Below are 22,106 nucleotides of genomic sequence, written 5' to 3' on the forward strand. Positions count from 1 at the left end.
TGCTTTATTAATATCATTATATTTGTCTTTAGGCATTTGAAAGAAAATAACAAGTCAAAGATGCGACGAATATTTTTTATCAAACAAGGAGGCAGGTTCCGCAGATAGTAAATCCTATCTAAGGGTTCTACCGACGCAGTATGATAGAAAATAGGCTAGCATACTGACTAGTTATTTCTTTGAAAATGCCTTATCTATTAGATACAAAACAATGTTGGTTTAAAATTTACTATATTGTAAAAACTTCTATTTCATATTATACGATTTATTATACCTCTTTACAAGTTGAGCAGCCTGAATAGGTTCAGACTTCTCATATATAGAATTTATAACTTGAAAGTCAACTCATGCGATATTTTTAAAGAACAAAGTTCAAATATCAAATTAGGGATAATTTTCTTCCTAACGTCAGAAAATATTAAAATTATAGATTTCCTGAGGTATGATAGAAATCGTCTTTATCTGTTCTTTGTTATTTAAACTTTGTTCTTTTTAAAAGCTTTGCTTAAACTGCAAAATAAGGCTTTTAAGTATAACTTCAATTTTGTCATTACATTTCATGTATAAGTTTAAATTTTTAAGTTAGTCTAATTAAAAATCAACTTATACGTAGTATAAGTTGATTTTTGTTTAATATATATATTTAAACATTAGTCTGGGTAATTTAAGTTTTTATCTGTGATATTTGTTAAAACTTCCTTTAGAAATTTATTTGCCAGATATTTTGCCATAGAAAGATTCATATCTAAATAATTTCCACAATCCTTTGCAGCTGCTCCAGGCACATCTCCTTCAAAGTCTGCAATAAACTTATACATTTCCTTAAGTAAATCTACTACATCTTCTGACTTATAATCTCCTTCTAGTATTAAATAGAAGCCTGTCCTACACCCCATAGGTCCAAAGTACACAGTTTTAGATCCATACACTTTATGATTTCTCAAAAAAGTTGCACCTAAATGTTCAATAGTATGAACTTCTGCTGTATTCATAACAGGCTCAAAATTTGGTCTTGTCATTCTTATATCAAAAGTAGTCAGGACTACATCTTTAAACTTATCTTTTCTTGATACATAAACACCTGGCTGTAATTTTAAATGATTAACTGTAAAACTTGCAATTTTTTCCATTGCCTATCGCCTCCTAAAACTAATTGTATATTAGCATTTATATCCTTTTGCGTCAAACAATTATCTCTTTTCAATTGCAATGATCATAGGCGGATTGTTAACTTGATTTGTAAAACATAAATTAACTACATTATATTCCTTCTGATTTAATTTTTCTGTATATTTCTCCAGTTCTTCTTTTTCAAACTTTCCCTCTTTATGTCCGTAATATACAACTAAAATTATTATTCCATTTTTACATATTAAATTCAAAGTTTTTTTAAGTGCGACTAGTGTAGTTGCTGATTTTGTTGTAACAGAATGTTTCCCTTTAGGCAAATACCCCAAATTGAAAATAACGAGATTCACTTTATCTTTTACATATTTGTCCATGTTTTCATGACCATCATGTATTAATTTTACCCATTCAGATACATTGTTTTCCATTAACTTTTCCTTTGTATTTTGGATGGCAGCTTCTTGTATATCAAAAGAATAAACTTTCCCAGAGCTTCCTACAAGTTCTGCTAGAAGTTCCGTATCATTTCCATTTCCCATAGTAGCATCCACTGCTATATCGCCTTTATTAAGTTTTCTTTTACATATATTCCTAGCTATATTAACTGCATTTGTAAAATAATTTTGCATCAAGTACCAGCTCCATAACCTTTACTAAAATATTGTAGTAATCATTTCTATATAATATTATACATCTAATTTGTAACTATAAAAGCCCAGGCATTCCTTTAGTATTATCCTTTTCCTAAGTCTTAATTAGTCCAGTTGTTATACCTAAATATCCCATAAATATCATGTATCTACCTCTTCTAGTAATTATTTTCTTGTATCTCTTTCTAGAAAATAAAATAGCAATTCTGCTCGTTCTTTCTGTTTCTTTTCTAAAATATCTGGTGCCCAATTGTAGAATCCTCGTCCGCTCTTACTTCCTAATTCTCCATTTTTAACTTTGCTTTTAAGTAACTTGGAAGGCTCATTTGAATTGCAAAGATCTTTTAATAAATAAGAAGCTATTGAATTAACTGTGTCAAGCCCTGCTAAATCTGCAGTGCAAATTGGTCCTGTAATAGGGAGTCTTCTTCCAAGTCCATATTCAATAGCCTTATCAACCTCTTCTGGTTTTGCCCATTCCTGCTCTACTATATATAAAGCCTCTCTTAAAAGTGCATGCTGAAGTCGATTTCCAATAAAGCCTTGACATTCTTTCTCCATTCTAATAGCTTTTTTGCCTATAAATTCAACCCATTCCATAGTTATTTTCATTGTTTCATCTGATGTTCTTTCACCAGGCACCACTTCTACAAGAGGCATTAATTGTGGTGGATTCCAAAAATGAGCAACTACTACTCTTTCAGGATGTTTTGTACTCTTAGCTATATCTGTTGGTAATAGTCCTGACGTACAACTCGATAAAATCGTATCGTTAGGGCAAATTTCATCTAACTTTTTAAAAATATCTTGTTTAAGCTCTAAATTTTCTGCTAAACATTCAATTACTAAATCAGCACTTTGAGCCACCTCTATAATTGTTTTAACAAATTTTATTTTACATAGGATTTCTTCTGGTTGTTTGTTATGCAATTTACCTTTTTCCTTAAAAAATTCCAAACTTGATTCTATACTTTTCATTCCTTTGTTTAAACTTTTATCTGACCTTCCATACAATAATACATCTAATCCTGCTTGGGCACATAATAATGCTACTCCATGTCCCATTGTTCCAGTACCTAATATAGATACAGTTTTAATTTTCATATTCCCGCTCCCCTTAACATAATAATTGCAAATTGCTTTTTATTTCATTAAATAAAAACCAGTAATTTCATTTAACATTGAAATCACCGGTTCATTTTTTAATTTTTACTGTTTATTAGTTATTACTGTTCCTGTTTTACCATGAAGTGCTTCTTTAACTTTTTCAAGAGAAGTTATAATAGTCTGTCTGCCCTTCTTTGATTCAGCAAACATGACAGCAGCCCTCACTTTAGGTAACATTGAACCTGATGCAAATTGTCCTTCGTCAATATATTTATGAGCATCTCCTGTGTCCATTTGTAATAGGTCTTTTTGATTGTCTTTATTAAAGTTTATTGCAACCTTCTCAACTGCAGTTAATATTAACAAAATATCTGCATCAATTATTTCTGCAACTTTTTCTGATGCAAAATCTTTATCAATAACAGCTGCAACTCCTTCAATTGTATCATCATCTTTTTCAATTACTGGGACTCCGCCGCCTCCTACAGTTATTACTACATGTCCTGATTTAACTAGTGTTTTAATAATTTCATCTTCCACAATAGATTTTGGCATTGGTGATGCTACGACACGTCTCCAGCCTCTGCCTGCATCCTCTTTCATTGAGTATCCGTTATCTTTCATAAGCTTTTCAGCTTGCTGCTTCGTGAAAAATGACCCAATTGGTTTTGTAGGATTCTTAAATCCTGAATCGTCTTTGTCAACTACAACTTGTGTAATAACTGTTGCAACCTGTTTACTTATTCCTCTCCTCTTTAACTCCTGTTTTAATGCTTGCTGCAAGTGATACCCAATATATCCCTGGCTCATAGCACCACATTCAGGGAAAGGCATAATGGGATTTAATGCGTCTTCTCTTTGTGATTTCTCATATGCAAAAATAATCTGTCCTATCTGTGGACCGTTTCCATGTGTAATAATAATTTCATTTCCATCTTCTATAAGATCTACTATTGATTGGGCAGTGTCCTGGCATGTCTTAAGTTGAGCTTCTGCCGATTTATCTTTTGGGTTTTTCTGAAGTGCATTTCCTCCAAGACTGACAACAATTTTTAACATATTTATATCCTCCGAAATTCCGTATTAATTCTTATTGTGTTTATGCTTGAATATTTTTGTTTTTGTCATCAAATCTTATTTTGTATTCTTCATTCATTATTCCTAATCTTCCTAAAATATAGAAACAAATTGATAATAAAATACCAACTATAGCTGCAAATGCCATACCTTTAAATTGTACTGTTCCAATTGTAACACTAGCTCCACTTACACCAACAACAAATGTAATTGCACCTAAAACCATGTTATAGTTTACACTAAAGTCAACTTTTTCTTCAACAAACATTCTAATACCTTGGACAGCTATTAATCCATAAAGAAGCATTGTAATTCCGCCCATAACAGGTCCAGGAATTGCTTGTATAGTAGCAGCTATTTTACCACAGCATGAGAAAATAATTGCAAGAATAGCAGCTCCCCTAATAACCCATACAGAATAAACACGAGTTATAGCCATAACTCCTATGTTTTCACCATAGGTTGTATTTGGTGTTGATCCTGTAAAACCTGAAATAACGTTACTAATACCATCTCCAAGAAGTGATCTCCAGAGTCCTGGATCCTCTAATAGATTTGAACCGGTTATTCTGCCAGTAACTATTAAATGACTTATATGCTCAGCAAGCACGACAAGACACGCCGGGGCAATTATAAATATAGCATTGATATCAAATACAGGTGCTGAAAAATGAGGAATCTGGAACCAACTTGCAGCTGTAATTAATTTTGTATCAACCATCCCCATTGCAAATGCAAGAAGATAACCACAAATAACAGCAATAAGAATTGGTATAACCTGTGCAAATCCTCTAAATAAAACTGAACCAAATATTCCAACAGCCAATGTAAACATAGCAACTCCAATAACACGAGGGTCAGCAACATATGGCTGAACTACTTTACCAACTGCTGTTGCAGCTGGAGCAAGTCCTGCCTGAATTGCTGCTGTTGGAGCAAGTTCGAGTCCTATGACAGCAACTACTGCGCCCATTACAGCCGGAGGCATTACCACATCAATCCATTTTATTCCAAATTTCCTCACAATGAGGGCCATTATGATAAAGAATAAACCAAAAAAGATAAATCCAGATTGAGCGTGACTAACTCCACCAAATGAGCCAATAATTAAAAGAGTAGGTGCAATAAATGCAAAACTTGAACCTAAATATGCTGGAATTCCGCCTCTAGTAAAATAAGAATAAACCAATGTACCGATACCATTCATAAGCAAGCAAATCGCTGGATTTATGCCTAGTAGTAATGGAACCAAGATAGTTGCACCAAACATAGCTGTCAAATGTTGAAAACTAAGAGGTATAGTCTCAAGTACTGGTAGCTTTTCATGAATTCCTACAATACGTCTCATAAATTAACACTCCTATAAATTATTTATTTAAGTTCAGTGCAGTATCATTAAATATATAATATTGCACCGAAATAAATCAAATTTAGTGCTTACATTCATTTAATGCTTTATATACTTTTTCGGCTGTAAATGGAGTTTCAAACAATTCAACTCCTGTAGCATCTGCAATAGCATTTCCCATAGCAGATGTTATAGATATCATTGGATGTTCAGCACATCCTCTTGCCCCGTATGGCCCATCAAGTTGTGGAGTTTCAATGCAGTGGACCTCAATACAGCCTGGTAAATCCTGCATTGTTGGAATTTTGTAATCGACAAAACTTTTAGTTAATAATTTGCCTTCCTTGTTATATTTAAGTTCTTCTGAAATAGCCGTTCCCACTCCTTGAACAACTCCACCAACTATTTGTCCTTTAACTGCCATTTCATTAATAACCTTGCCTACATCTATAGCTGTTACAATTTTTATAATTTTTGTATCTCCTGTATTAGTGTCTACTTCAACTTCCATAGCATGAGCACCGAAAGTCCAATCTAAAGCCGGTCTTCCCTGTCCTGTTTCTTGATCTAAAATTGTTAACCCTTGAGCTATACTATTGCCTCTGCCAATTAGTGGGCCACCGATTCCGTTTCCATTTGGATACGTGTATCCCACTGCAATTTGACTATAGTATACTTTTTCTTCTGGAAACTGTTTTACATAAACACATTCATCGCCAAGTACAAGATCATGTTTAGCTGCACGCAATACAATTGCTGCCATATCAAAAATTTGTTCCTTTAAATCATTACATGCTTCAATTACGGCATTACCTGCAAGTATTGTCATACGACTTGCTACCGTCTGCCAATCATATGGTGCTTCATCCGTATCTGTTTCAAATACTACATGAACTTTTTCAATAGGTAAATGAAGTCTCTCTGCAATAATCTGAGCCATTGCTGTATATGAACCCTGTCCCATATCTATACCTGCAATATTAAATCGCAGAGATCCATCCTCATTCATTTGAATAATAGCTGATGTAGCTGCATTACTCGGCATTGCAGGTGCTTTATGCAGAACAGCTATACCTTTGCCCCTATATTTACCCGTTTTCTTTTCTAATGCTTTTTCTTCTTCTGATTTAGGTTTTCCCCATCCTATTCTATCGGCTACAGTCTTTATACATTTGATAACGTTTCCAGATTGTTCATGAATAGGTTCACCTGTTATAGTAATAGATCCTGGTCTTAATAGATTTTTAAGCCTAAACTCAAGTGAGTCCATACCTAATTTTTTAGCAACCAGTTCCATTTGCCTTTCAATAGCCCAGAAAATCTCTGCGTGTCCAAATCCCCTATATGCTGTACCAAATAGATGATTCGTATAAACAGTTTCGGAATCTAGTTTAACATTTTCTATGTCATATGGACCTGCCCCAGAATAACCAGTAGCTCTTGTGATATTAACACCGTAATCTGCATAAGCTCCTGCATCCCAAAGATATTCAATTTCTTCTGCTACAATTTTTCCTGATTTTTTAACTCCTGTCTTAATTGTAGCAACTAGCCCCTGTCTGCAAGGCAGCGTTGATATTTCTTCTTCCCTTGTTGCTACAAATTTTACTGTCTTTCCGTTTGAAGCTTTGGAAAGGAGTGCAATTAATGGTTCAAGATGAATTCCTGCTTTTCCTCCGAAACCACCACCTACATATGGTACTATAACTTCAATATTTTCCATTGGGATATTTAAAGCAATACTAAACAAATTACGCAGTGTAAATGGTGACTGTGCACTGCTCCAAATTTTTATTTTATCACCAGTACCCCATTTTGCAATTACTGAATGAGTTTCCATTGGAACATGAAGTATTTGAGGTACATAAAATTTATTTTCAACTATTAAGTCCGATTCTTTAAACCCTTTTTTAATATCACCTTTTTTTAACTTAAAGTGGTTTGATATATTTGTATTTGCCTCTGGGAAAAATACATCTGGAATAGTTTTGTAATTTCCTAAATCTGGATGGACTAAAATAGCATTAGGTTTTACTGCTTCTTCAACATCTAGTAAAACTGGCAAAGGTTCATATTCAACTTCAATAAGATCTATTGCTCTTTCGGCTATATCAATAGTAACAGCTGCAACGGCTGCAACTGCTTCGCCAAAATATCTTACTTTATCTACGGCGAGTATTGGTTTATCAACAATATATATGCCAAGCTTCTGATAAGCCTCATGGCCAGTCAAAACTGCTTTTACTCCAGGTAATTTTTTAGCCTTACTTGTATTAATACTTTTAATTAATGCATGTGCATAGGGACTTGTTTTGATTTTTGCATAAAGCATGCCCTTAAAGCTTATATCTTGAACATACTGTGCTTCCCCAGTAACTTTTTCTATTCCATCAATCCTAGGGATTCCTTTTCCTACATAGTTATAGTCCATATTATTCACCATCCTTTGATGCTGCTTCAATAGATTCTATAATGGCCTCATAACCTGTACACCTACATAGATTTCCCTGCATAGCTTCTTTAATTTCATCTCTTTTAGGATGAGGTTTCCTAATTAATAATGCTTTAGCTGACATTATCATTCCAGGAGTACAGAAACCACATTGAAGTCCGTTATGCTTAATAAATTCTCTTTGAAGTTTTGACAATTTTCCATTCTTTGCTTCACCTTCAATTGTCTGTACTTCTCCCTCTGCAGCTTCTAATGCCATAACACAACAAGAGTTAACAGCTTTTCCATTTAAAATAACGGTGCAAGCCCCACATTCCCCTGCGCCGCATCCTTCCTTAGTTCCTGTTAATCCAAGTTTCTCTCTTAAAAACCAAAGTAGGGTGCTATTTGAAGGTATCTCTTCAAAAATTTCTTCTCCATTAACAAACAAATGTATCTTTTCCATCATGTTTATTTTCCCTCCCCTAGCTGCTTTAGAATTTCACAAGTTAAATATCTAGCCATTGCTAATCGGTACTCTTTCGTTGCTCTTACATCATCAATTGGATTAATTTTACTCATAACTTTATCAGCAATTTTATTTTTATCTGCTATAAGGTTTTTATTTTTATAGTTACCAAAATCTTCAACTAAAATCGGTGTAGGTGCAACTGCACCTAATGAAATTTTCAAGTCTCCATTTTCCTTTAAATATCCAGCAACACTTATTTGTGAAAGGTCATGTCCTTTTATTCTTGATTTCTTTATAAATTTTCCTTCTCCTTTTATTGGTGGATAAATAACTTTTGTCACCATTTCATTTGTTTTCAAGGCATTTCTCTTAACTCCAGTAAAGAAATCTTTAAGGGGTATTTCCCTGTTACCATTTACTGATGAAACGCAAACTTTCCCTTCTAACACAAGTGAAGTTGGAAGCATATCTCCTCCAGGTGATGAATTGCATATATTTCCAACTAATGTAGCTCTATTTCTTATTAAAGCATTAGCAAGAGATTTAGAAGCATCAATTAACACTTTATAACTTGGTCCAATTTTATCAGATTCAATTATCTCATTTAGAGTAACCGGGGAACCAATAGATAATCCATCAACCTCATTATATTCTATACCGCTTAGTTCATTTATACCTTTTATATCGACAAGATATTTACAATGTACTACATTACATTTAAGACCAACTATTACATCTGTGCCGCCAGCTAACATTTTGGCTTCTTTTCCAAATTTATCTATCAGTTCTAAAGCTTCTTCTAAATTTTTAGGCTTTATATACTGAAAATCTTGCAATTTTATTCCTCCTAATTAATAATACTCACAAAACACCCCTAAAATATTATGCATTTACGTATAATCATGCTATATTATCAAGGGTGTTTTAATAATTAAACCACTAGTGTTCTTTATTTATCTTACTATTTTATATCTTTAAAAATAAACCCATAGCAATCATTATTTGTGCCTTCTTTGACAACTCCTACTGTTGATATAAGTTTCATTCCTATTACAGGGTTATCTACTTCTAGTTGGCCGCTTACTGTGAGACCATTTTCAAATTTAACTATACCAAAGTATAAATACGGTTTCATATATCCCTCAGGAAGATTATATACTTTTGTGTAAGTTAAAAGTGTTACTTCACCTTCTAGTGGAACTTCTTCAAATGATCTATTACCGCATTTTTTACATACAAAATGCTTTGGATGGTGGAGCTTCCCGCAGACTGTACATTTGTAAGCGTACATTTTTTCATCCATAGTTACTCCGCCTCCTTTGTGAGTATTGTTGCTACAACATTATTGCCAAATCCACCAAAGTTTACAGCGAGCCCAGTCTTAGCATCTTTTACCTGACGTCCGGTTGCTTCCCCTCTCAGTTGTTTTACAATTTCTACAACTTGTGAAACTCCCGTTGCGCCAAGTGGATGACCTTTTGCCTTTAAGCCTCCTGATGTATTTATTGGAATCTTACCTCCAATTTTTGTTTCACCATTTCTAGCTGCTATGTGGCCTTCACCCCTCTTAAAGAAACCAACTTCTTCAGATTCTACAATTTCAAGTATCTGGAATGCATCATGAAGTTCTGCTACATCAATATCCTCAGGTTTTAATCCTGCCATTTTGTATGCATTTTGTGCTGCCAATCTTACTGCAAGTAAATCTGTAGGTACTTCTCTTTCTGATACTGCATGTGTATCTGTAGCTTGACCAATTCCAGCAATTTTAACTGGTTTCTTTGCAAATCTATCAGCTTTATCCATAGCACACAGCAAAACTGCTGCTGCACCGTCTGAAACTGGACAAACTGAGTATAATCTAAGTGGAGAAGCCACATAGGGATTAACTATGCCGGCATCTTCATCTTCAGTAATTGCATAAAGATTTGGTACTATATGAAGATGAGCTACCGGATTATGCAGTGCATTTTCATGATTTTTGACTGATACAATTGCTAAATCCTTTTCTGTAATTCCGTATTTTTCCATGCATAATCTTGTAAACATTCCTGCAAGCGTTGGAAGCGTTATACCATAATTATATTCTGCCTCAGGATGAAGCATGGTAGCAACAAAGTCTGTGCCTTCCCATCCACTGACAACTCTCATCATTTCACCACCAACGACGAGAACAGCATCACACATTCCGCTGGCAATTGCCATATAACCTAGTTTTATTGCTGAAGCACCCGATGCAGGACCATTTTCTACAGTTTCAGCCATTGCTGGTCTTAAATTCAAAGTGTCTACAAGTGCAGATGCAATACCACTTTGTTTATTTAATATACCAGCTCCCATTGTAGCTACAAAAACTTGATCTATTCCATGTTGTCCCTGGGCTAGTTTAACGCCGGCGTCATCAAGTGCTTCTACAGCTGCCATACTAATCATATCGATAAAAGTCCCCCCTGAAAATTTACCAAAATTAGTATGGCCAACACCAACAATTCCTACTTCGCGCATCTTTTATATCCCGGAATCTGAGCATAAGTTTCTGGGAGGATTGGGTTTTCAGCAGTCTTTAATAGTTCAGCACTTACTGGACGTCGTCCAGCTAATTTATCAGCCTTATGTTTTTCCCATAATGCCCTAGTTAATACATACGTTGGTACGCCTCCTAACTCGTGCCATATTTCTGGTCTTGATTCTAATTCATATTCAATCATCCATCTTTTAAATCCATTTGGACTTTCTGCAACTATCCAAACTTCTTCTTGCTTTAAGATATCAAGATGGTATTCCATTTTAGCTGCAAATAATTGTGCTCCTATTCTAAGTCCTTGTCTTAATGTCATAGTATGATAAGACATTCCAACCTTATCATCAACAGTACGACCATTAACAATTCCTACTATAACTCCATCTATAGTTCCAATTAAGCAATACTCATCCTTAACTCTATATCTGTAATATCCTAATAATTCTGAATATATTCTAGATGCAACTATGTCATAAAAATCTTTTTCTACTGTCATTAGAGGTTTAACTGCTTCTAATATATGAGGAACCTCATCCCTTCTAATTTGACGAATTACTAATTTATCTCCACTAGCCATAGTTATTACCTTTGGCGGATATTGTGCCAATGGTGTTTCAACTGGTCTTAAACTTTGTTCCATTTTATCTACTATCATTTTCAACATCCTTTCTATTTAATTCAAATTTTTGTTTTTGTATTTCTAATTTAGTTATTTAGCATCAAATGCAACTATACGGCATATGCAGGATTCTCCACCTACAAATCTCCATGGGAAGCATCCTATTACTAATCTCTTTCCCAATACCTTATCAATATCTCCGCCTAAATTTTCAGCATGTACGATATTATAAGGGAACAAATCATAGTGCATTAACTGATAGTCTTCATCAGGCCAAAAATCTGCAATTCCCTTACCATATTTGGCTCTCAAATATTTTTCTGCCTTCTTAGCTTCTTTTGGAGCCCATTCACGAATTTTTGTATTCATCGGGTGATCTGCAGAACCACAATCAACTCCCAGCCATTTGAATTCCATTTTCCTGCACCATTTTGAGAATTCTTTTGTTGGACCTGGATGTCTCATCATTACTCTTTCTTCATCAGCTTCTGGCTCATCCCATGCATATTTGTGATAACCAGTATGGATTATTAGTATGTCACCTTTTCTAACATCCGCTCTTTGCATAATATCTTTTGAGGTATATATTCCGTAGTCTTCTGCTATATCAGAAATATCAACAACAACTCCTGGTGCTACTAATTCTTCAAGTGGAATAGATGAAATGTCTCTTCCATGAGTACAAAAATGCAGCGAACCATCAAGATGAGTGCCTACATGATTAGAATGAGTTAATACCTGGCCATTTGCACCATTTGATGAAAGTCTTTTGAAAAACTTGATTTGCAGTGGTTCATAAGTTGGCCATGGTGGCGTTAAATGGCTAATTTTTTGAGTTAAATCATACATCTGTACATTTTTGAAAGAATCAATAATGTTCATAATATACCCTCCATTTATTTTAAATTATATTTTTTAATAAACGACTTAAGTGCATCTTCAAAGCACTTCATTGGCGGATTGACTACTCCCGCTCCAATCTGTCCTACTCCCGCTCTATTGCAGGCAATTCCAGTATTTATTACAGGCAGTATTCTTGTTTCTATGACTTTCCTCATGTCTATTCCAGTAGGTGTGCCTCTGAAGTTAATATTTGGTATCTTGTATGCATTATTTTCTGCATAAGTTATCTCATACATAGTGGTTGTATAATTAATTGCATCTTTTGGCGTTCCTCCTACAAATTTAACAATTGCTGGTGCTGTTGCCATGGCAAAACCACCAATTCCAGCTGTTTCAGTTATACAACTATCTCCAAGATCAGGATTAGCATCGCTTTCATCAAAACCTGGGAAATATAACCCTCGTACCATTTCACAAGGAGCTGTAAACCATTTCTTACCTGTCCCAGCCACTCTAATTCCAAAATCAGTACCATTTCTGGACATTGCTGTAAGTATTGTACAATATTCAATATCTTCTAATGGATCTAAACTACATTTACAAGCCGGCATGGAAATATTTAAAAAGAAATGATCATTTTTATCAATAAATGTTAAGACAGCTGCTTTATGTTCATCTGAAAATTTAGTTTTTACAATTGCTGGTGCAAGTTCTCTAAACAAAAGTGACGTTGCAGCTTTATTTCTATTATGACCTTCATCACCCATCTGAAGGAACTGTGCTATTATTGTTTTTAAATCTATACTTCCTTTTATCTCTAAAGCTGCTTTTAGTACTGGTGCAAGTGAGTTTTGCATCCAATTTAATCTATCTATAACTTCACTACTATATGCTCCGAATCTTAATACTTTGCCTAATCCCTCATTAAATGTGGAATATGCGTAATTACCAAAAGTTTTATTTTTTAAAATCCAAACTGGCATCGAATACGTAACCACACCTGCCATTGGACCAACTGTTGAATGGTGATGACAGCAATCATATGTTATCTCTCCGGAAGATGCCAATTTAATTGCTTCTTCTTCATTTGATGCCAACTTTTCGTAAATTAGTCCACCAACTATAGCTCCCTTAACTGGTTCGCTCATTTTATCCCATGCTATTGGCGGTCCTGCATGAAGAATTGTTTTTTTCGTCATCCCTGGTATTACTTTCCCAGCTTGACCTACTCCAATAAGTATTGGTTTTGCAGCTAGAAGTCTATCTATTGCTTCTTCATTAGCTTTTTCAATTTTAGATGCTATACCTTCGTCTTCTAAAAGAGAAAGTCCTTTGCTTGCTTCACTTGGTGGTCTCCAATTAACATGAATACATGGTACATGTTGATCTTTCAAATCTTTACAGAAAGATTCTAATCCTAAGTTAATGACCTTAATATTTTTGTTAAATAATTCATTTACTGCAGTCAAACCAATCACTTCCCTTCATTTACTATTTATTTATTTTTTTCATCAACCTTGCACAATATCTAACGGCTTGTGCGTTGGATGGCATAAGTATAACCCCAGCTTGTTCTAGTTTTTCTTTTTGAGCTTTGTAATTTTGTGGATCATTCTCTGTTCCACAAATATAACCAACTACACAAAGGTATTTGCCCTTATTTTCCATGTTCTTCTTTGCATCAATAATTCCAGGTAACATCTCTCCTGCTGGATCAGCATGACAGCCATAGCCTATTACAAAGTCCATCAGAATTATTGCTACTTCCTCGTCTTCTGCCTCCTGAGGTAACCTTTCCACTCTTCCCATTGGATCAATCATTGGATGAGGTTTGCCAACAGTAAAATCATCGTCTCCTAAATCAATGCAAGTATTTTTTTCACTTTTTAATATATTTTTAAGTCTAAGTTCTTTCTTAAGCGGAATATTTGAATATATATCAAATTCCTCTTTGCCAAGTAACTTCATAGCCTCATCAGCTAAAGTCCCACCTGTATATAATGCCCTTATATATTTTTGTTTACTGTCAAATTTAGCAGCTTCTTGCTCAACTGATTTGTCTATTTCTTCTATTGGCTGTGTAAAGGAGGTATAGTCACAAACAGGATTGCCCTTAGAAAGTGCTACTGCCTTATATGCCGCATCTTCCAAACTTACACAAGCATAAGCTCCACTGTCTTCAATTGCTTTCCTATCTCCGCCTATAAAATCTACAACTATTGGTTTATTTGTACTTGCTACCGTGTCTAATATGTTTTTAGCTACTTCAGGAGCTGGTGGTTTTGAAACTAAAACTATTACTTTTGTATCTGGATCTTCAATCAGTGCCTTAAATCCTTCAATCATCATAATTCCGCCAACGCTGCTTTTTAAATCTCTTCCTCCAGTACCAATTGCCTGAGATATTCCAGCACCTAATTTGTCAATAAGAACTGTAACTTCCTGAGTACCTGTCCCTGATGCTCCAACAATTCCTATATCACCTTTTCTAACAACATTAGCAAAGCATAGTGGAACATGATTAATTATAGCGGTTCCACAATCTGGTCCCATTACAAGAAGTCCTTTACTTCTACCCATCTTCTTTAGTTCTATTTCATCTTCAACAGTTACGTTGTCACTAAACAACATAACGTTAAGTCCATTTTTAAGAGCTTTTCTTGCCTCATCTGCTGCATACTTTCCTGGTAATGAAATAATTGCCATATTTGCATCTTTCATATGCTTAAGTGCAGCATTAAAAGTATTAGGTTTGTATTCGTTTTCACTTTCAGATTCTTCTTCTTTTGAATTTAAAAGCTCATTTACTTTATTTACAATACTTTTAGTTGGATTTTCTTCTTCATCTGACACATAAGCTGCAATAAAGAAATCATTTGGTGTAAGATTTCTTATTTCGTCATTACTTAAATTTAAATTCTCAGATAGTTCTTTGTTAAGATCTGTTCCCATACCCACAATTATTTCTTTAACATAGGGCAGCTTCTTAATTTCTTTAGTAATTACCATTAGCGCAACAGAATCATAATATGTGTTTTTCCTGATATCTACACAGAACTTCATTTTCGTAAACCCTCCTATACTTTATAGTGGTCAGAAATTTACAACCTACATAAATTCCCAAAGCTGTATCTGTTCCAGAAGTTTCGCCATAACTAATGATGTTTAATATAGCTTTATTAATTTTTTCTTCATCATGATAATATAATATTGATTCCATAAGTTCTCTTACAGCTTGATTTGTCTCTCCAATAGATGAGTGCTTTAACATTTCAGAACTTACCTTCGTTGTTTTATTTATGCCTTCGCTTATCATTTTGCTATTAAATTCATGTATTAGGGAAATATCCAGTTTGTAGTAATATCCAAGATAAATAAAGCAAATCATAAGACCACTTATGAAATCATCCACTGCAGGGGTAAGTCCTGATCCAAAACCAATAATACTTCCTCCTATTTGAGCTATCTCATCAATGTCTAATATTTCTAATGCTCGAATTAATTTCAAAAACCTGCTTTTAATAAATTTAAAGCTTTCATCAATAGAATGAATTTCAAAAGAAAATAATTTGAGATTTGGCAACTCATCATTTATCATGTTTACCAATGGACCTATACCATAAAGTTTGCCATGTGTATTTAGTCCAATTTCCATTATTTTTATATTGTTAGCTAGCTCTTTTTCAGTTATATTTGAAGATCTTATGGATACACGAGGAGACCACTTTTGGGCTTCATCCAATCTTATAAATAAATTTCTTTCACTACAATAGATACCATTTACATTAAAATTGAAATATAAATTTTGAGTTATGTTAAGTTTCTTGAAGTCAAATTTCCTACTGCTATCTATAAGAATACTCATGGGCGCCATATTTTTCTTATTACTTAATAACGTAATAAAATTACCAGATGCCTCAATATTACAAGCATTTTTAAAAACAGAATGGACTCGACCCTGTACTATTTCTTCCGCTGCTATAGCTTTTAGTAGATTTTCACATATAAACGATGCTTTCAATATAACCAATCCCTTATTTCTATCTTATGTATATATTACCTTATTTGTTTTATAATGTCTTTATGTAAATATTCTAAATATTGAGATACATATTTGTATACCTTTAACATACATACTCCTTAATCCCTTTATTGGTCCCAACTTCTAGTTAAAATAAAATTTCGTATTTGAAGTTTATTCTCTATATTTAATTAAATTCATAGCTTTTAGACCAACCTCAAGATTTAGTCTGCTTTCACAATTATCTAAATCAATCCCTGTAATATCTTGTATTTTTTGCAGCCTATATATAATAGTGTTATAATGCATGTACATTTTTTGCGATATTTTTTTCATGTTGCCATTACACTCTGATTATTTCGCGGAAAAGAATCCAGTACGGAGCATAGCTCCGTACCAGTAATAATCCGTCTTGAATCCAGCAATTCACGGAATGAATCCACTTGAAATTATAGCTTGTGTTTAGCACAGTACTCACGCATGTTCAGGGATCCTGTTTCAACCCAGATTGCATTATGTACTATTCTGTCCATGATGGCATCAGCATGAACACCACCACCAAGTCTTGAATGCCAGTCTTCCTGACGGTATTGCGTGCAGAAGATAGTAGATGTTGAATCGTGTCTGCGTTCAATCAGTTCGAAGATGAAATGCTGTTCTTCTTCAGAGATATCTTCAAGTAGCCATTCATCCAAAATTAGCAATCCATAACAGCTATACTTCTTAAGTAGTTTTGCTGAGCCCTTAGTGACTAGAGAAGCCTCATCATGCTCTACTAATAAGTCTGGAAGTCTTATATACCTAGTTTTGATCTGATATTTGCAGGCTTGCCTTCCAAGTGCACATGCAAGATATGTTTTGCCAGAACCGGTAAAGCCTTGAAAAATGACATTTGAATTGTTTCCAATGAACTGGCATGTGGACAATTCTTGAATCACCTGCTTTTCAATACCACGTTCTGAATAATAGATATCATTTACTTCGGCTTTGGGAAGCCTGAACTTTGAAAGCTTCATAAGTCGCTGAATCTTACTGTTATATTTCTCCTGGTAAAGATAATCCATCAGCCTTTGTATGCGTTCATCAAATTGCAGAGTGACACAGTTGATGTCTCGCTGCTGTATTTCCAATGCAGTAATGAGTTCACTAAGATTCAGTTCACGCAGTTTTCGTTTTGTTTCATCGTTATGACCTTTCCCCAATAAAATAGACATCTTAAACTCGTAATATCTCTTTATTTCGTAGATTATCATAATTTTTATGCTGCTTTTGATTTTTTATTTGAATTGTTATAATATTTTTCAGGCGTTACATAACCATTAGAAGCATGTATTCTTTGCCTATTATAAAATATCTCAACATATTCAAATACAGCAGCACGAGCTTCTTCACGTGTTTTAAAGTGATTCCCATAAAGCCATTCACATTTCATTTTACCCCAGAATGATTCCATAGGAGCATTATCCCAGCAGTTACCTTTACGAGACATACTGCATATAAATCCATACTTATTTATTAAATTTTGGTAATCATTTGAGCAATATTGTGACCCTCTGTCCGAATGTAGAATAACACCAGTTGGTCTTCCTGCACGTTGATATGCGTCATTTAATGCGTTGATTACTAATTCTTTTGTCATTCTTTCATTCATAGATAAACCAACTATTTTTTGTCCACACAAATCCATTACTGCTGCTATATAAAGCCATCCTTCATTTGTCCACAGATATGTAATATCACTGACCATTTTTTCATTAGGTTTATCCACAGTAAAATCTCGATTAAGAATATTTTTTGCTACTGGAAGTTTATGATTTGAATTAGTAGTAGCCTTAAATTTCTTTGAAACCCTTGATTTTATGCCATTCTGATTCATGATACGTTCTACTCTTTTATGATTAATAGGTTTATCATTTTTCATATTTACTATTTTAGTAATTTTAACAGAACCGAATACATTTCTATTTTCTTTGTGGATTGTTTGAATTTGTTCTAATAACTGTTTATTTTCCTTTGATCTTTGACTTTCAGGTCTTTTATCCCATGCATAGTAACTGCTTCTTGACACGCTTAAAACCTTGCACAGCTTCGCTATTCTATATTTATGGCAACTAGCCTTGATAAACTCAAACCTCTTTATTTTAGGTTCTTGGCGAAGTAGGCTGCCGCTTTTTTTAATATTTCATTTTCTTCTTTAAGATCTCTAATTTCTTTTTCTAATCTTCTTAATTTCTCATCTTCAGGCTTAAGATGTCCACTGCCAGGAAAAGGTGTATCAGGTGATTCTCTATACTTCTTTACCCATCCATGCATTGTTGTTGGTCTTACTCCTAATTCTGTTGCTATCTTATTTAATGATTCTCCAGATTTCTCTAATCTTTTTATTGCTTCAATTTTAAATTCTGCACTATATTGTTTTTTCATAACCCTACCATTCCTTTCACTTTTAATATAACACGAGTTCCTCGTGTCTATCAAAGTGGGTAAGGGTCATTAATCATTACTGCTACCTCCGTAATACTCTGCACCACGTACATATCCACCTGTATTTTTCTTGGGTTTTACGGATGCATTTTTATTTTCTAGATAAATCTGGTCTTGATTAGTAGCAAGAATAGATTTAACATGATGATAGCGGGGCGTTTTGACTCTAGTTAGTGCCAACTCGCAGGCAGTTTCCAGACGGGCTTCTGAATAGGTTTTGCTCAAGCGTAAAACGGACAGGGATGGGTTGTATCCCTGTTCTTTTATTTTTACTCCAGCAAATATCCTATCAATAACCTCACCGGTACTGCTTCCGATAGAATAAGCCCGTCGTCTGATTCGTGTATTATCCCATTCAGGTTGTTGGAACTGATCAGGCATGTCTTCAGCGTGTGTTGAATAACGATTGATTACATAATCAGGAAACTTTGTATGGGTAGCAACACGTTCCCTTGATATATATATTTCCAAGTTAGAATCGGTAACTTTTAGGTCTGCTGTTTTACCAACATATTGATAAGGGCAGGAATATCGATTCTTGTTATAGACCACGTGACAGTCAAGATTTACTTTTCTGCCATAAATCCATTCAGCGATTTCATATGGGATGATTGGAAGATTATGAAGATAACTCTTTTCTTCTTCAAAAACTGCCTTTCGGCTTCCCTCACGTTTTTGGAACTTTTGGTTATTAAAGTCCGTAAGGGCATTTGAGACACCCATCTTTAATTCATGAAATGAGTAATAGAGCTTATTACGAAGTTTAGCAATGATGGCAGTTGCTACCTTTCCAACAGTACCTTCTACTGATGCTTTCTGTTTAGGTTTTCTGACTCCGGTTGGCATGATTGCTGTCATGTAATGAGAACCAAGTGCCTCATAATTGTCGTTAAGTATGATATCGCCTTCTTTAGGATGGGATATAACACCAGTTTTGAGATTATCGCAAACAGTACGGATGGTGACACCACCAAAGAATTCATACATGTGAATATGACATCTAAGCCATGTGTCCTGCTTCATATCAAGACAGGGCTCTACATATGAATACTGGCTATATGGAAGTGTAGCAACAAACAGATATACGGTAATCACTTCACCTGTTGTAGCATCAACATAAGACATCCCTGGTCCTGACCAGTCTACTTCTGTGATGACACCTGGCTTGTGATCCAGATGATTAGTCAGTTTGTTTGCAATCGTATAATCACTGTATCCCTCGCAGAATTTAGTGTAGCCCATAGAGATTTCGTTGGAGCTATTACATTTATCACAGTATTCCTGCCAAAGCAGTTTTAATGTAACACCAACTTTCTTCAATTCTTTGTGAACATACTCATAATCAGGATTCCTATACATATTTTCGATGACATGCTTATCCGGATAGAAAATCCGATATACGATTTCCTCATCCATGTCTTTGACAGTATCGAAGGTAATGCCGAGAGAATCAGCGATGTGAAACACATCACTAACAGAGTTTTTAGACATATGCCTGGTAGCTGCAATTGTGTTACGTGACATACGTGCTGCTCGAAGCTCTAGGATGAGCTTCACTTTGATTTTATTGGCCATAAAAAGGCCTCCCTTCTGTAAAATTAGGTAGCTTTTAGCTCCATATTTATTGTACAGAAGATTTATGAATAAGTGGAATCATTCCACGAATGACCTTATAAAAAACAGAGTGGAATCATTATGCGAATAGGTGGCTCTCAATTGCGTATTGATGGCTCCGTGAACGCGAAATAATCAACACTCGAAATAAGCTTCCAACGTTTTTACTAATTCAGTGTTGTTTAATTTATCATATTCAATAAGTGGTTTTACTGTATCCATGTAAAAACTTTTAAGCTCACCTTTTAGTCCATTAAAGGAAAGCAATCTATATATTCCCAAATCATCATAATTAATTATGTTTCCAGTATTAATTTTACTTAGGTTTTCAACAATAAGTTTAGCTTGTTCATAGCTTTCCCAAAGATGCACAATGTCTTCATAAGAGCGACCTATGCCAATTGTTATTTGGTTAACTTTAAACTTTTTCAAAGCTTCTTTTAATAATTTTTCGCTAAAATCAATTATATCTTCCTTTATCAATTTAATACTTTTCTCTTTTTCACTACCAAATAAAATTATTATTCTATCACTTTTTTCAACACATACTATTTTTTCGTTATAAATTTTTGACACTCTTGCTATGATAAATAATAAACTTCTTATTATACCTTGTGAATAATTTGCTTTATCTAATTTTGTTTCTGTATATAAACCTTTTACACGAATAATAATCACAGTATGTTTTAGTTCCTTACGAAAATTAAAAGTTTTTGATCTTTCAATTGCCCTTTCTTGTCTCTGTGCATCATCGCAAAGTAAGTCATCAAAAAACTCCAACTTATAATGACTTTCCATTTTATATAAAGAAATTTTTTTAACAAAATCCAAGGCTATAATATGCACATATGAATCGATAAGCATATTATCTACTGGTGTTAATTCTTTTTTATCAAGCCATATAAAAATACACCCATATTCAACTCTTTCTATAATAATTGGAATGGTTACTCGTTTAATGTTCCTTCCCTTAATGTTATCTGTACATGATTTATATGCACAATCAGTATCATTACCCCTTTCTATATATTTTTGATTTGTATTTTCATTTATCAGCTTATCAAGTATTTTTTTATCTAGCTCCTGATCACACATAATTTCATATCTGTCATTCATGCTTTCATATATAGCCAATGAATTGCCTATATTATCATAAAGTTTCTTTGTAATTTCCTTTAAGCTTCCACCATTTGCCATCATATTCATAACTTCTTTGTTAAAGTGATCTATTTTAAAAAAACTATTCATCTGATCATTTACAACCTCTGTTAGTACTGCTGATATTACATCTGTATGTGAAACAGAAAATGGTATTTTAATAATGGGGAATCCTAGATCGTCTGCTATTTTTATAATATTCTGTGGTAATATGTTTATATATCTACCTAACTTAATTCCAAGACCAGATACCCCTTTTTCATTTAATTTAGGAATAAGTTCAAGAAGAACTTTAATGTTATCTTTTATTGGATAAGCTGCAGTGATTAAAAACTCACCTTCCCCAACCCATTCTATAATATCTGGAACTTCCATTACATTTACTTTTGTAATCCTATTTGTCATTCCTTTTGCTCCAGCTAAAATTCTTGCATCCTTAAGAATATCAATTTCTAATAGTTTTTCTAAGGAAATTCCTACATAGCGGTACATAACATCACATTCCTTTCTAATATTTATTAAATGATTAATATTAATTTACTCCAGATTCGAAAACAAGCTCCCTTTGCAGCTTCAAATAATATTGTACTATTCCATTCATTTTTGCCTTTTTATTGATACTATTCCGATAGA

At 34.0% G+C, this 22,106-nt stretch carries 20 protein-coding genes; all 20 read right to left on the reverse strand.

The window, feature by feature from the left end; all coding sequences use genetic code 11:
- Positions 1 to 650 precede the first annotated feature (650 nt).
- Positions 651 to 1,130, reverse strand: a complete 480-nt coding sequence (locus tag B5S50_RS01775) for an S-ribosylhomocysteine lyase (RefSeq protein WP_063556345.1) — start codon at positions 1,128 to 1,130, stop codon at positions 651 to 653.
- 60 nt (positions 1,131 to 1,190) lie between these two features.
- Positions 1,191 to 1,757, reverse strand: a complete 567-nt coding sequence (locus tag B5S50_RS01780) for a class I SAM-dependent methyltransferase (protein WP_207644799.1) — start codon at positions 1,755 to 1,757, stop codon at positions 1,191 to 1,193.
- A 186-nt stretch (positions 1,758 to 1,943) separates the two neighbouring features.
- On the reverse strand, positions 1,944 to 2,882 hold the full coding sequence (locus B5S50_RS01785) for a 3-hydroxyacyl-CoA dehydrogenase family protein (protein ID WP_217302917.1): 939 nt from the start codon (positions 2,880 to 2,882) through the stop codon (positions 1,944 to 1,946).
- Positions 2,883 to 2,987: 105 nt separating this feature from the next.
- Positions 2,988 to 3,944, reverse strand: a complete 957-nt coding sequence (gene arcC / locus B5S50_RS01790) for a carbamate kinase (protein ID WP_217302918.1) — start codon at positions 3,942 to 3,944, stop codon at positions 2,988 to 2,990.
- A 40-nt stretch (positions 3,945 to 3,984) separates the two neighbouring features.
- Positions 3,985 to 5,310, reverse strand: coding sequence for a uracil permease (uraA, locus tag B5S50_RS01795; RefSeq protein ID WP_217302919.1), 1,326 nt, complete (start codon positions 5,308 to 5,310; stop codon positions 3,985 to 3,987).
- A gap of 82 nt (positions 5,311 to 5,392) precedes the next feature.
- On the reverse strand, positions 5,393 to 7,741 hold the full coding sequence (locus tag B5S50_RS01800) for a xanthine dehydrogenase family protein molybdopterin-binding subunit (RefSeq protein WP_217302920.1): 2,349 nt from the start codon (positions 7,739 to 7,741) through the stop codon (positions 5,393 to 5,395).
- 1 nt (position 7,742) lies between these two features.
- Complete coding sequence (locus B5S50_RS01805; protein ID WP_217302921.1) at positions 7,743 to 8,210, reverse strand: (2Fe-2S)-binding protein; 468 nt, start codon at positions 8,208 to 8,210, stop codon at positions 7,743 to 7,745.
- Between the two features lie 2 nt (positions 8,211 to 8,212).
- Complete coding sequence (locus tag B5S50_RS01810) at positions 8,213 to 9,049, reverse strand: xanthine dehydrogenase family protein subunit M (RefSeq protein ID WP_217302922.1); 837 nt, start codon at positions 9,047 to 9,049, stop codon at positions 8,213 to 8,215.
- A 125-nt stretch (positions 9,050 to 9,174) separates the two neighbouring features.
- Positions 9,175 to 9,516 carry a Zn-ribbon domain-containing OB-fold protein gene (locus B5S50_RS01815; protein ID WP_217302923.1) on the reverse strand — a complete coding sequence of 114 codons (342 nt, stop codon included), beginning with the start codon at positions 9,514 to 9,516 and terminating at the stop codon, positions 9,175 to 9,177.
- A 2-nt stretch (positions 9,517 to 9,518) separates the two neighbouring features.
- Positions 9,519 to 10,718 (reverse strand): acetyl-CoA acetyltransferase, encoded by a 1,200-nt coding sequence (locus B5S50_RS01820; protein ID WP_217302924.1) that lies wholly within the window; start codon positions 10,716 to 10,718, stop codon positions 9,519 to 9,521.
- Positions 10,706 to 11,389 (reverse strand): hypothetical protein, encoded by a 684-nt coding sequence (locus B5S50_RS01825; protein WP_217302925.1) that lies wholly within the window; start codon positions 11,387 to 11,389, stop codon positions 10,706 to 10,708. Before B5S50_RS01825 ends, B5S50_RS01820 begins: the two co-directional genes overlap by 13 nt.
- A 54-nt stretch (positions 11,390 to 11,443) precedes the next feature.
- On the reverse strand, positions 11,444 to 12,235 hold the full coding sequence (locus B5S50_RS01830; protein ID WP_065078062.1) for a cyclase family protein: 792 nt from the start codon (positions 12,233 to 12,235) through the stop codon (positions 11,444 to 11,446).
- A 14-nt stretch (positions 12,236 to 12,249) separates the two neighbouring features.
- On the reverse strand, positions 12,250 to 13,665 hold the full coding sequence (locus tag B5S50_RS01835) for a DUF1116 domain-containing protein (protein WP_217302926.1): 1,416 nt from the start codon (positions 13,663 to 13,665) through the stop codon (positions 12,250 to 12,252).
- 22 nt (positions 13,666 to 13,687) lie between these two features.
- A complete protein-coding gene (gene fdrA, locus B5S50_RS01840) occupies positions 13,688 to 15,259 on the reverse strand; it encodes an acyl-CoA synthetase FdrA (RefSeq protein WP_217302927.1) in 1,572 nt (523 codons plus the stop codon).
- Positions 15,219 to 16,217, reverse strand: a complete 999-nt coding sequence (locus B5S50_RS01845) for a DUF2877 domain-containing protein (protein ID WP_217302928.1) — start codon at positions 16,215 to 16,217, stop codon at positions 15,219 to 15,221. Before B5S50_RS01845 ends, fdrA begins: the two co-directional genes overlap by 41 nt.
- A gap of 174 nt (positions 16,218 to 16,391) precedes the next feature.
- Positions 16,392 to 16,553 carry a helix-turn-helix domain-containing protein gene (locus B5S50_RS01850; protein ID WP_217302929.1) on the reverse strand — a complete coding sequence of 54 codons (162 nt, stop codon included), beginning with the start codon at positions 16,551 to 16,553 and terminating at the stop codon, positions 16,392 to 16,394.
- 113 nt (positions 16,554 to 16,666) lie between these two features.
- A complete protein-coding gene (locus B5S50_RS01855) occupies positions 16,667 to 17,470 on the reverse strand; it encodes an ATP-binding protein (RefSeq protein WP_254306644.1) in 804 nt (267 codons plus the stop codon).
- Between the two features lie 5 nt (positions 17,471 to 17,475).
- A protein-coding gene (locus B5S50_RS01860; protein WP_243121154.1) for an IS3 family transposase occupies positions 17,476 to 18,641 on the reverse strand; the annotation gives its coding sequence in 2 pieces (ribosomal slippage) (positions 17,476 to 18,383 and positions 18,383 to 18,641; 1,167 coding nt in all).
- A 69-nt stretch (positions 18,642 to 18,710) separates the two neighbouring features.
- Positions 18,711 to 20,276, reverse strand: a complete 1,566-nt coding sequence (gene istA / locus B5S50_RS01865; RefSeq protein WP_217301825.1) for an IS21 family transposase — start codon at positions 20,274 to 20,276, stop codon at positions 18,711 to 18,713.
- A 174-nt stretch (positions 20,277 to 20,450) separates the two neighbouring features.
- Positions 20,451 to 21,965 carry a PucR family transcriptional regulator ligand-binding domain-containing protein gene (locus tag B5S50_RS01870; RefSeq protein WP_217302930.1) on the reverse strand — a complete coding sequence of 505 codons (1,515 nt, stop codon included), beginning with the start codon at positions 21,963 to 21,965 and terminating at the stop codon, positions 20,451 to 20,453.
- Positions 21,966 to 22,106 lie beyond the last annotated feature (141 nt).

The organism is Clostridium sp. 001, assembly GCF_019056555.1.
Taxonomy (GTDB): domain Bacteria; phylum Bacillota; class Clostridia; order Clostridiales; family Clostridiaceae; genus Clostridium_B; species Clostridium_B ragsdalei.